This is a genomic window from Actinomadura geliboluensis (assembly GCF_005889745.1).
Taxonomy (GTDB): domain Bacteria; phylum Actinomycetota; class Actinomycetes; order Streptosporangiales; family Streptosporangiaceae; genus Spirillospora; species Spirillospora geliboluensis.
The window spans coordinates 1-11,275 of sequence record NZ_VCKZ01000299.1; the positions used below are offsets into that span (position 1 = coordinate 1).

Below are 11,275 nucleotides of genomic sequence, written 5' to 3' on the forward strand. Positions count from 1 at the left end.
GGCCGACCCCGCCCCCACCGGCGGGGCGGTGGCGTGGACGGAGGCCGACCGGGAGCGGCTCGGCGACGGCCTCCCCGAGCGGGTGCAGGTGCTGGACGTCCTGGAGGCCAAGGGTCTGGAGTTCGACGCCGCCGTGATCGTGGCGCCGGAGACCGTCGCCGCCCAGTCGCCGCGCGGGCTGCGCGTCCTGTACGTCGCGGTGTCCCGCGCGACGCAGCGGCTGACCGTCCTCACCGCCGACCCCGAATGGCGCGACACCCTGCTGACCGACTGAACGGGCCCCGCCGGCCCGCCGCGCGAGGGTGATATCGGCCCGTGCGTGCGGGTTAGGCTGACGCTGCCCCCTTTCGCACGCACGGGTGAACGGAGACCAATGAGCGGCCGGAATCCCGCACCCAGGCGCAGCTACGGCGGCCGGTCCGCGGAGGAGCGCCGCGCCGAGCGGCGGGAGCGCCTGCTCGCCGCCGGGCTCGAACTGTTCGGCACCCGCGGCTACGCGGCGACCTCCATCGAGCGGCTGTGCGCGACCGCGAGCGTGTCGACCCGCAACTTCTACGAGGAGTTCTCCGGACGCGAGGAACTCCTCACCGCCCTGCACACCACCGTCAACGAGCGCGCCGCGCAGGCCCTCGCCGACGCCTACGCGGGCGCGGCCGGGGCCGACCTCCCCACCCGGGTCGAGCGGGCCGTCCGCGCGTTCGTCACCGTCACCGCCAGCGACCCGCGCTGGGCCCGCATCGCGTTCGTCGAGGTCATCGGCGTCAGCGCGGACCTGGAACGGCACCGCTTCGGCTGGCGCGGCCGGTGGGAGGACACCCTGCTCACGATGACCCGGGAGGCGGTCGAGCGCGGCGAGGCCGCCGACCGCGACCACCGGCTCACGATGATCGCCGTGATCGGGGCCGTCAACAACCTCGTCCACCACTGGTCCGCCCGCGACCAGGACGTCCCGCTCGACGCCATCACCGCCGAGCTCACGCACCTCATCCTGGCCGCGGTCACCGCACCCAGATGAACCGCCCTAGATGATGGGCGGGCGGCCCGTCCGCGTCATCCGCCAGGCCGTGCGGTAGGAGATCGGGCGGCGGGGCCCGGCCGACTTGCGCCAGCCCTCCAGGAAGCCCTTGAACCACGGCTTGAGCGCGCTCGGCCTGCGCTCGCGCAGGACGGTCATGCCGACCCACACGGCGAGGTAGGTGAGCGCCAGCGGCCACGGCAGGTTGCGGCGCGCCAGCCAGACCCGGTTGCGGGCGTTGTAGCGGTAGAACATGTCGTGCCGCGTCGGCAGCACCGCCGGGTGGAACATCACCGCGGACGCGTCGTAGACGATGCGGTAGCCCGCGTTGAGGATCTGCCAGGCGAGGTCGGTCTCCTCGTGGGCGTAGAAGAAGTCCTCGGGGAGGCCGCCGCCCGCGTCGAACGCCGCCCGCCGGATCGCGCAGGCGCCGCCGAGGAACGTCGTGACCGGCGACGAGCGCTCCGGGTCGCCGGCGCGCAGCCGCGGCACGTGCCGGCGCTCGCCGCGCCCGCCCTCGGGGTCGCGGACGCGGAACGAGACGACGCCGAGGTCGGGCTCGGCGGAGAACCGGTCGCGCAGGTGCACGCCGAGGCGGGGGGAGCGGTACCAGCCGTCGTCGTCCAGGAACAGGACGACGTCGCCGCAGGACGCCTCCACGCCCCGGTTGCGTCCGCCCGGGATGCCCAGGTTCGTGGGGAGGGTGAGGGTCTTGACGCGCTCGTCGTCGAACGGCGCGACGCCCGCGCGGTCGCCGACCGGGTCGACGCCGTTGCCGACGAGGACGACCTCGACGTCCACGTGCTCTTGCTCCAGGGCGCTGCTGACGGCGCGGGCTAGCTCCGCCGGCCGGTTGCCCATCGTCAGGACGACGACGCTGAGTTTCACTTCAGCCTCCGGGAGGCCAGGATGCTGACGAGGTGGAGCAGGGTCTGCAGCACCGCGACGGCGGCCACCGCGACCGTCAGGACGCGGACCGCGGCGGGGGTCTCGGTGCCGAGCACGGTGTCGAGCACGGCCGCCGCGAGGATCAGCAGCGACAGCTCGACCGCCCCGATGATCCGGTGGAAGCGCAGCATCGACGCCGCCTGCCGGGCGAGCGCGATGCCGGTGGAGCGGGGCCGCAGCGCCCGGTCGCCGCCGGTCGGGTCGGCGGCGAGGCCCGACTTCGCCCGCGCGACGACGACGTTGTCGGTCTCCGCCTTGATCAGCGCGGCGCCGAGCGCGGCGACGAGGCCGAGCTCCACCCAGCCGCCGTTCTTCCAGCCGCCCTGCGCCATGAAGCCGAGCCCGATCAGCAGCGAGACCTCGGACAGGTAGTGGCCGATGCGGTCCAGGAACACCCCGGCGACCGAGGTCTGCCGCAGGTAGCGGGCGACCTCGCCGTCCACGCAGTCGAGCAGCAGGTAGACCTGGATGAGGACGGCGCCGCCGATCGCCGTCCACAGTTCGGGCGCGGGCAGCGACACGACGACGCCGGCGATGACGCCGCTCGCCATCATCAGGTACGTGAGCTGGTTCGGGCTGAAGCCGAGCCGCAGCGCCAGCCACCCGAAGTAGGGCGACAGGGCCCGCATGTAGAGGCGGCCCGCCCAGTGCTCCTCGTTGCGCCGGTCCTTCAGGCCGGGAGGCTGCCCGTACCGGCGGACGTCGGCGACCTTGGCTCCTTTGCGGTGCGGCCGGTGGTCGCCGTCGCCGGGCGGTGCCGCGGAGTCGTTCTGCCCCGGGAGCTCAGCCTCCATGGGCCTGGACATACTCTTCCACCGCCTTGCGGGTCTCGCCCTCGTCGAGATCGAGGTATTCCAAGATGGTGTAGCGGCCGGGCCGGGTCTGCGGCGCGAGCCGCACGGCCTCGCTGAACTGCTCGACGCTGAGCCCGATGTCGCCCGGCAGGCGGGGCAGGCCGTGCCGGGCGAGGCAGTCGAGGATCTCGTGCAGCCGCTCCCCGCCCACGCCGAGGCGGGTGGAGCGCAGGTGGTAGCAGAACGCCGTGCCGATCCCGGCGAGCTCCCCGTGGTTCGCGGTGTCGGGGAACAGCTGGTCGATGGCGTGCAGGATCTCGTGGTCGCCGCCGCTCGCCGGCCGGGAGTCGCCGGCGAACGCCATCGACATCCCCGACAGCACCAGGCTCTCGGCGAGGACGGTGAGGAACCGGTCGTCCTCGATGGAGCCGGGCTGGTGCAGCAGCGCCTCGGCGGCGGTGCGCGCCACGGTCAGCGCCATCCGGTCGACCCGCTCGCCGCACTGCTCGGCGGCGAGCAGCCAGTCGTCCACCGCGGAGAAGTTGCTCACCACGTCGCCGATCCCGGCGCGGATCAGCCGGGCGGGCGCGGCGTGCACGTAGTCGAGGTCGACGACCATCGCGAGCGGCATCACCACGCCGAACGAGCCCTTGCCGCCGTCGTGGACGAGCGAGGCGACCGGCGAGCAGATGCCGTCGTGGGACAGGTTCGTCGCGACCGACACCATCGGGATGCCCGACAGCGTCGCCGCGTACTTGGTGGCGTCGATCGTCCGGCCGCCGCCGATGCCGACGACGGCCTCGTAGGAGCCGGCGCGCAGCTTGGACCCCAGCGCGACCGCGGCGTCCACGGTGCCGCCCTCGACCTGGAACACGTCGCAGGCCGACAGGGACGGCCGTACCTGCTCGGCGATCTGGTCGCCCTGGCCGGGGCCGACGGCGATCGCCACCCGTCCCTCGGTGGCGATCCGCCGGTCGGCGAGCAGTTCGCCGAGGGCCGCGACGGCACCGCGCCGCACGTCGATGGAGAGCGGCGCGTTGAGCATCCGCGTCAGCAGGGGCATGAGCCTCCTCGCTCGGGGTCGGGCGCCTGGTTCCGGGGCCTGCGTCGCCGGGATCCGCGTCGTCCGGGGGTCTGCGTGTCCGGGAGTGCCGCCGGGTCAGTAACCCTTGGCGATGCCGCGGGCCTTCTCCAGGTCGTCGTGGTTGTCCACCTCGACCCACGCCACGTCGCCGATCGGCGCGACGCCGATGACGCCGCCGCGGTTCACGTGCTCCTGGTAGCCGTCCTCGTAGTAGAGGTCGGGGTCGCGCTCCCAGGTGGCCTTGAGCGCGTCGGCCAGCGGCCCGGCGGCGGCGGGCTCGATCAGGGTGGCGCCGATGTACTCGCCGCCGGCGGCGGACGGGTCCATCAGCTTGGTGATGGTCTTCAGGTGGCCCGCACCGTCGAGGATGACCTTCATCTCCTCGTCGGCGAGAGTTTTCACGTCGTCCACCGCGAGGAGGATGTCCGGCCCGCGGTTCGCCAGTAGCGTCTTCTCGACGCTCACCGGATGGACCGTGTCGCCGTTGACCATGAGGACGCCCTTGGAGAAGTGCTCCCGAGCCAGCCACATGGAGTAGGCGTTGTTCCACTCCTCGGCCTTGTCGTTGTGAACCAGCGTGATGCTCACGCCGTACCGCTCCTCGAGGGCGGCCTTGCGCTCCTCGACCGCTCCCGCGCAGTAGCCGACGACGATGACGACGTCCGTCAGCCCGACCTCGGCGAGGTTGCGGAGGGCGATGTCCAGGATGGTGGTCTCGCCGTCCACCGGGACCAGGGCCTTGGGGAGGGTGTCGGTGTAGGGCCGCAGCCTCCGGCCCGCACCCGCCGCCAGCACCATGCCGATCATGCTTCCTCTTTCCTCACAGGTCGAACGGGTCCGCGCGCGGCGGCGTTCCCGCCGCCGGGTCAGGACGCCAAAGTAGGCGGTCGGCGCGGCGCGCGCGAACCGGGGCCGGGCCCTCGGCGGGAGCGCGGCGCGCGGGCGCCGCCGCGGCGGAGCGGCGGTGCCGGTACCGCCTGCACTGAGCCCTGCACGGCGAGGTAACCATACTCGATCCCGCGCGATCGGGCGGGCGGGCCGCTTCTTCCGTCCCGCCCCGGGGCCGTCCGGTACGTTGAGCATGGCCGGTGATGCCGGGAACGGGTGCCGGGAAGACCTGTCGGAGGATCGAAGGACATGGCGGCGCGGACGGTTGCGGTGGTGCTCGCCGGCGGGGTCGGCGAGCGCATGGGCGCGGGGCGCCCCAAGCAGCTCATCGAGGTCGGCGGGCGGCCCATCCTGGCGCACGCGGTCGGCGCCTTCGACGCCCATCCCGGCGTGGACGAGGTCGTCGTCGTGATGGCGGCCGGCCACCTGCGCGACGCCGCCGCGATCGCCGCGCCCTTCTCCAAGACCGCCGCCGTCATCGAGGGCGGCGACACCCGCACCGCGTCGACGGTCGCAGCGCTGCGCGTGCTGGACGGGCGCCCCGACGACGTCCGCGTCCTGTTCCACGACGCGGCCCGGCCCTTCGTCGACCGCCCCGTCATCGACCGCGTGCTGGCCGCCCTCGACGACCACGAGGCCGTCGCCGTCGGGGTCCCGTCGTCCGACACGATCGTGGTGGTGGCGGACGGCGTGGTCGCCTCGATGCCGCCCCGCGAGACGCTGAGCCGGTTCCAGACCCCCCAGGGCTTCCGGCTCGGCACCATCCGCAAGGCGTACGAGCTGGCGCTCGCCGACCCCGCGCTGCGCGCCACCGACGACTGCGGCATCGTCCACCGCTACCTGCCGGACGTCCCCATCCGCGTGGTCGAGGGCAGCGAGCGCAACCTCAAGGTCACCCAGCCCCTCGACGCCGTCGTCGCCGAACATCTCGCCACCGAGGTGAACTCTTGATCTTCGAGAAATCCCCCACCGTCATCGGGCATCGCGGTTACGGGTCGGGCGATCTGCTGCCGCCCGGTGCGGTCATGCCGGTCGCCGAGAACACGCTGCCGTCGCTGCTCGCCGCCGCCGACGCGCTCCGCGACGCCCCCGGCGGGCCCTGGGTCGAGATCGACGTGACCCGGACCGCCGACGACCACCTCGTCCTGCGGCACGACCCGACGACCGTGGAGGGCGACCACCTGGTCGACCTGCCCGCCACGGACAGCGGCCTGCCGCTGCTCACCGAGATCCTCGACGCGCTGCCGGCGGACGTCGCGGTGGACGTGGACGTCAAGACCGTCCTGGAGGACGCGCTGGACGAGCCGTCCCGCCGCACCGGCGCGCTGCTCGTCCCGGTCCTGCGCCGGGAGGCGAAGCGGCGCCGGTTGCTCGTCACCTCGTTCGACCCGTCGCTGCTGATGTTCCTGCGCGAGGAGCTGCCGGGCGTCCCGCTGGGGCTGCTGACGTGGCTGCGCTTCCCGCTGTGGCACGCCGTCCCGGCCGCCGCCGGGCTCGGGCTGGACGTCGTCGCCGTCCACACCGGGTCGTGCGGGATCGAGCACCCCGACACGCGGCTGCGCCCGCTGGAGCACTGCGTGGACGTCGCCCACAAGGCGGGCCTGGAGACGATCGCCTGGTGCCCGTCCGCGGAGGCGGCGCCGACCTACGCGGAGGCCGGGTTCGACGCGATGGTGGTCAACGACGTCCCCGGCGTCCTCGCGGCCGTCTAGCTACTTGTTGCCGCCGTACATGCGGGTCCACTCGCCGGGGCCGCCGTCGTCCTCGTCGTCGGCGGACGGCTCCGCCTTCTTCTCCTGGGCGGGCGGCGGCGACGCCGGGAGCGGCGGCGGGCCGGACGAGGCGGGCTGCGCGGGCGGCTGGCCGAACTGGGGCTGGGGCGCGCCCTGCCAGGACGGGCTCTGCGCCGGGGCGCCCATGGGCGCGGGGGCGCCGGGCATGGGGTGCGCGGCGCCGGGCATCGGCGGGCCCATCGGGGCGGGCGGCGGGCCGGCGAAGTGCGGTGCGGCGCCCGCGGAGGTGCGGGCCTTCCAGCGGGACGGCGCCAGCGACGCCACGAGGAGCATCACGCCGAGCATGAAGAAGACGCCGAGCGAGCCGAGCGTGGTGTAGCCGAGGCCCAGGTCGCGCGGCAGCACGTCCGGGCCGGGGTGGAGCACGGCCCAGCGGGGCGACGCGAACCAGATGAGGCCGACGACCGTGAAGAGGGCGCCGGGGACGAGCGAGGCGAGCGGCGACAGCCGGCTGCCGCTCACCAGGCCGAGCATGATCCCCACCAGCAGGACCAGTCCGGCGCCGATCCACATCTCCTTGCCGTGGTAGCTCTGGAATCTGGCGTAGCCGAGGGTGAGGACGAGGCGCAGCTTGTTCGTCCCGTACATCAGGCACGCGGCGATCGCCGGCGTCACGACGAGACCGACCAACACGCCGAGGCCGTGGCGTGCTCCGTTGGACATGTCCACCCTCCAGGGCCCGAGGTTCGCGGGCGAGATCCCGTCGAACCTAACCCTGAGACGCACAGCATTGCACGTCGGTTCGGCGATGGATATGCCGTCTGCCCGTTACTGGACGCTTTCGCCGGGTTTCACCGGGGTCGGCTGGCCGAGCCGCGGCGGGCTCGTCAGGAACCCGACGCCCCAGGTCACGTGCATCGTCGCGAACACCAGCGGAAGCCGGACCCAGGCGGAGAGCGGCAGCCCGCGCCCCTCCACGGCGGCGCCCGCGATCATCGCGGCCGCGTAGCCGCCGGGCAGCAGCCAGCCGGGCCAGAACCCGAACGCCCCGGCGATCGCGCCCGCCGCCATCGCGACCACCGCGATCGGCGGCGCCAGGTAGCGCAGGTTCAGCGTCCCCTGGTGCTCGCGCCCGACGACGCGCCGCCAGCGCCCGGTGTGGAAGTACTGCTTGGCGAGGGCCCGCAGGTTCGGGCGGGGCCGGTAGGTGACCCGCATCCGCGGGGTGAAGAAGATCCGGCCGCCGGTCTCCCGGATGCGGTGGTTCATCTCCCAGTCCTGCGCGCGGACGAACGTCTCGTCGTAGCCGCCGACCCGCTCCAGCGCGCTGCGGCGGAACGTGCCGAGGTAGACGGTCTCGACCTCGCCGGCCTCGCCGCCGGTGTGGAACCGGGCGTTGCCGACGCCGAGCTTGGACGTCATCGCGCGCGCCACGGCCTTCTCGAAGGGCGTGACGCCCTCCGCCGCCATGATGCCGCCGACGTTGTCGGCGCCGGTCTCCTCCATCGTCTCGACCGCGGCGCGGACGTAGTCGGCGGGCAGCAGCGAGTGCCCGTCCACCCGGACGATGATCGAGTACTGCGAGGCCTTGATCGCGATGTTGAGGCCCTGCGGGGTGCGCCCGGTGGGGTTGGCGACGACGAGGACGCGCGGGTCCTCGGCGGCCAGCTTCCGGGCGATCTCCTCGGTGCGGTCGCGGGACGGCCCGATCGCGAGCACGAGTTCCAGTTCGCCGGGGTACTCCTGGGTCAGGATGCCGCCCACGGCCTCGGCGAGGTGCCGTTCCTCGTTGAGGACGGGCATCACCACCGAGACCGCGGGCCAGGTGCGTTCACCGGAGTCGGGACGGGTCTTCACGGCGTAGCGGGTTTCCTGGTTCGTGGCGCGATGGGCACGGGGAGACGAATTCATGTGGGCTCGCGGACGCGCGCCGTCCGGATTCCGGAGGCGGGCGCCCCTTCCTCTCTCTTGCTCGCTTGCCTGACGCAGCCCACGCCACCCAGGTTCGCGTGCGGGCCGCCGGGGTGTGGTCAAGACGGCGCCACGTTACTGCAAGGACACGAGGTCCAGGTAGCGAACGGACGGGTGTCCCCCACTTTAGAGTGGTGGGGACCCACGGCGGAACGTGATCTTCGGGAGGCGGCGGCCGGCATGGCAGACGGGCACGATTCGGGTCGCGGCGGCCCTCGCTCGCCGGAGCCCGACCCGCTGGAGCGCTACTTCCGGCCGCGGCCGGGCTCCCACCCGGCGCCGGACGGCGACGCCGGCGACGGCATCGAGGGCGTCACGATCGACGGGATGCCGGCGCCGCGGGTGTCGGTCGACGGCCCGCGCGGTCCGCGCCGGCCCGGCCGCGGGCTGAGCCCGCGCGCGGCGATGAGCGCCCGCCGGCAGAAGCGCTTCCTCACCCTGACCGGCACGATGTCGGTGTTCGTGCTGCTGACCTCGGGCGGCGCGTGGGCGTTCCAGAACTACGTCACCGGCATGATCGACAAGGTGTCGGTGAACGGGCTCGGCAAGGGCGGCGACGGCCCCAAGGGCGCGATGACGATCCTCGTCGCGGGCGTCGACCGGCGCCAGGGGCTGACGAAGGAGCAGCAGAAGGCGGCCAAGCTCGGGCACGACCAGGGCGAGCGCTCCGACACGATGCTGCTGGTGCACGTGTCCCGCGACCACGACCGGGTGTCGGTCGTCAGCCTGCCGCGCGACTCCTATGTCACGATCCCGGCGCACAAGTCGAACGGGTCGGAGGGCGCGAAGGGGGCGCGGGTGCCGGCCCGTCCGGGCAAGCTGACCTGGGCGTACCAGTTCGGCGGGCCCGACCTCACGGTCAGCACGGTCAAGCAGGCGACGGGCGTGTCCATCGACCACTACGTCGAGGTGAACTTCTTCGGCTTCGTGCACATGGTGGACGCGCTCGGCGGCGTGGACGTGTGCACCGAGGAGGCCGTGAACGACCCGAAGAGCGGGCTGAAGCTGCCCGCCGGCAAGTCCCACGTGGACGGCCTGAAGGCGCTCGCGTTCGCCCGCGCCCGCTACACGCTGACGGGCGGCAGCGACCTCGGCCGCATCGACCGGCAGCAGCAGTTCATGGCGGCGATGATGAAGCAGGCGCTGTCGACGAAGACGCTCGGCGACCCGGTGAAGTCGACGAAGTTCCTGAACGCGGCGCTGAAGTCGCTGCGCGTGGACGACAAGCTGGCCGACAAGCTGCCGAAGCTCGCCGACCAGATGAAGAACCTGTCGACCGACGACCTCACGTTCGCGAAGGTGCCGCTCGCCGATCCGGACTACAACGCCGTGCTGTGGAACGCGCCGACCCCGCAGTCGACCGTCCAGTGGGACCGGGGGAAGGCGCAGGACCTGTTCACCCGGATCAGGCGCGACCAGCCGGTGGCCGAGGAGAGCCCGAAGCCGAGCGCGACGCCGACGGAGAAGCCCGAGGACGAGCTGACCGTGCCGCCGGACGAGATCTCGGTCCGCGTGCTGAACGCGATCGGCACCCCGGGCCTCGCGACGAAGGCGGGCGGCCAGCTGCGCGACGCCGGCTTCAAGGTGACGGTCGCGCCGGGCGTCGCGCGGCGCGGCCTGCAGACGACGCAGATCCAGTACGGCCCCGACCGGGCCGACTCGGCGAAGACGCTGGCCGCCGCGATCCCGGGCGCCAAGCTGAAGAAGGTGAGCTCGCTCGGCTCCCGCGTGCAGGTCATGGTCGGCGCGGACTGGGACGGCGTGGAGAAGGTGAAGGTGTCGCCGAGCGCGTCGCCGTCGGCGTCCCCCGAGGTGGAGACGGGCACCGCGACCTCCAAGCTTTGCTCCTGAGGCCCCGCCACTAGAATAATCTTCTAGTGGACGTGGGAGGGAGCCGCATGACCGAGGACGTGCCCGCCGAGGCGTTCTACGAGCCGCTGGGCGACGGCCGGTTCGCCAGCACGGTCGCCACCGCCGGGCCCTGGTCGCCGGGCCTCCAGCACGGTGGGCCGGTGTCGGGCCTGATCGGCCGGGCCTTCGAGCGGCACGACCCCGTCCCCGGCACCCGGGTGGCGCGCGTGACGGTCGAGATCATGAGCCCCGTCCCGGTCGCCGAGCTGGACGTCCGCGTCCGGACCGTCCGGCCCGGCAAGCGGATCACGCTGCTCGAAGGCGAGATCGCCCACGAGGGCCGGACGGTCGTCCGCGCCGCCGCCTGGCGGATCATGGCGGCCCCCTCGCACCTGGACTCGGTCACCCACGCGCCCGCCCCGCCGCCCCTCCCCGCCGCGACGCCGCCGTTCGAGGCATGGCGCGACCTGCACATGGACGGCTACCTGTCCGCGATGGAGTGGCGGCCGGTCGCGGGCGACTTCGGGCAGCCGGGCCCTGGCACCACGTGGGCCCGCGCCCGCGTCCCGCTGGTCGCCGGCGAGCCCGACACGCCGCTCGTCCGGGCGCTCACGCTGGCCGACAGCGCGTCCGGCATCGGCAGCCAGCTCGACCTCGGCAAATGGCTGATCATCAACACGGACCTGACCGTCGCGCTGCACCGCGACCCGGTCGGCGAGTGGCTGTGCATGGCCGCGTCGCTGGACGCCAGCGCCGGCGGCAGCGCCCTCTGCCAGGCGACCCTCGCGGACCGCTCCAGCGAGATAGGCCGGGCCCTGCAGACCCTCCTGGTGGACGAGCGGCACTGACCAGGTTTCCCCGCTTGATCACTCTGGGTAGTGGATCAGTGACAGATCGAAGTCACCTATCCAGGAGACCAGAGGATGTCGACAAGGATTCTCGGCCTGCTCACCACGACCGCCGCCGCCTCGGTGGCGCTCACCGCCGGCAT

Annotated in this window: 12 protein-coding genes; 6 read left to right on the plus strand and 6 right to left on the minus strand. The window is 73.2% G+C overall.

Annotated elements, in window-relative coordinates; translation table 11 throughout:
* Together ETD96_RS31560 and ETD96_RS31565 are read left to right on the plus strand one after the other, a co-directional pair.
* A partial coding sequence (locus ETD96_RS31560) for an ATP-binding domain-containing protein (RefSeq protein WP_240808364.1) occupies positions 1 to 274 on the plus strand: 274 nt, incomplete at its 5' end.
* Between the two features lie 99 nt (positions 275 to 373).
* Positions 374 to 1,015: a TetR/AcrR family transcriptional regulator gene (locus tag ETD96_RS31565; protein WP_138640140.1), complete on the plus strand. Its 642-nt coding sequence runs from the start codon at positions 374 to 376 to the stop codon at positions 1,013 to 1,015.
* A 6-nt stretch (positions 1,016 to 1,021) separates the two neighbouring features.
* Here the strand turns inward: ETD96_RS31565 and ETD96_RS31570 are convergent, their stop codons facing one another.
* From ETD96_RS31570 to ETD96_RS31585, 4 genes are all read right to left on the minus strand, one after another.
* Entirely contained in the window at positions 1,022 to 1,876 is an 855-nt protein-coding gene (locus ETD96_RS31570) for a glycosyltransferase family 2 protein (protein ID WP_138640150.1), read from the minus strand.
* 23 nt (positions 1,877 to 1,899) lie between these two features.
* Entirely contained in the window at positions 1,900 to 2,757 is an 858-nt protein-coding gene (locus tag ETD96_RS31575; RefSeq protein WP_138640141.1) for a CDP-alcohol phosphatidyltransferase family protein, read from the minus strand.
* The gene (locus tag ETD96_RS31580; RefSeq protein ID WP_171069320.1) at positions 2,747 to 3,802 is read right to left on the minus strand and encodes an iron-containing alcohol dehydrogenase family protein; all 1,056 of its coding nucleotides are present in this window, start codon (positions 3,800 to 3,802) and stop codon (positions 2,747 to 2,749) included. The genes ETD96_RS31575 and ETD96_RS31580 overlap by 11 nt, the downstream gene beginning before the upstream one ends.
* A 114-nt stretch (positions 3,803 to 3,916) precedes the next feature.
* On the minus strand, positions 3,917 to 4,648 hold the full coding sequence (locus ETD96_RS31585) for a phosphocholine cytidylyltransferase family protein (RefSeq protein ID WP_138640143.1): 732 nt from the start codon (positions 4,646 to 4,648) through the stop codon (positions 3,917 to 3,919).
* Positions 4,649 to 4,978: 330 nt separating this feature from the next.
* Here ETD96_RS31585 and ispD point away from each other — a divergent pair, with 330 nt between their 5' ends.
* Both ispD and ETD96_RS31595 read left to right on the plus strand, forming a co-directional pair.
* Complete coding sequence (ispD, locus tag ETD96_RS31590) at positions 4,979 to 5,680, plus strand: 2-C-methyl-D-erythritol 4-phosphate cytidylyltransferase (RefSeq protein WP_138640144.1); 702 nt, start codon at positions 4,979 to 4,981, stop codon at positions 5,678 to 5,680.
* Entirely contained in the window at positions 5,677 to 6,441 is a 765-nt protein-coding gene (locus tag ETD96_RS31595; RefSeq protein WP_138640145.1) for a glycerophosphodiester phosphodiesterase, read from the plus strand. Before ispD ends, ETD96_RS31595 begins: the two co-directional genes overlap by 4 nt.
* On the opposite strand, the gene ETD96_RS31600 is transcribed toward ETD96_RS31595, so the two are convergent.
* Both ETD96_RS31600 and ETD96_RS31605 read right to left on the minus strand, forming a co-directional pair.
* Positions 6,442 to 7,185 (minus strand): hypothetical protein, encoded by a 744-nt coding sequence (locus tag ETD96_RS31600; protein ID WP_138640146.1) that lies wholly within the window; start codon positions 7,183 to 7,185, stop codon positions 6,442 to 6,444.
* Between the two features lie 105 nt (positions 7,186 to 7,290).
* Positions 7,291 to 8,373 carry a glycosyltransferase family 2 protein gene (locus ETD96_RS31605; RefSeq protein ID WP_138640147.1) on the minus strand — a complete coding sequence of 361 codons (1,083 nt, stop codon included), beginning with the start codon at positions 8,371 to 8,373 and terminating at the stop codon, positions 7,291 to 7,293.
* A gap of 240 nt (positions 8,374 to 8,613) precedes the next feature.
* Between ETD96_RS31605 and ETD96_RS31610 the strand changes: the two genes are divergently transcribed.
* Positions 8,614 to 10,284, plus strand: coding sequence for an LCP family protein (locus ETD96_RS31610; RefSeq protein ID WP_138640148.1), 1,671 nt, complete (start codon positions 8,614 to 8,616; stop codon positions 10,282 to 10,284).
* Positions 10,285 to 10,331: 47 nt separating this feature from the next.
* Positions 10,332 to 11,132, plus strand: a complete 801-nt coding sequence (locus ETD96_RS31615; protein ID WP_138640149.1) for a thioesterase family protein — start codon at positions 10,332 to 10,334, stop codon at positions 11,130 to 11,132.
* The last annotated feature ends 143 nt before the right edge of the window (positions 11,133 to 11,275 follow it).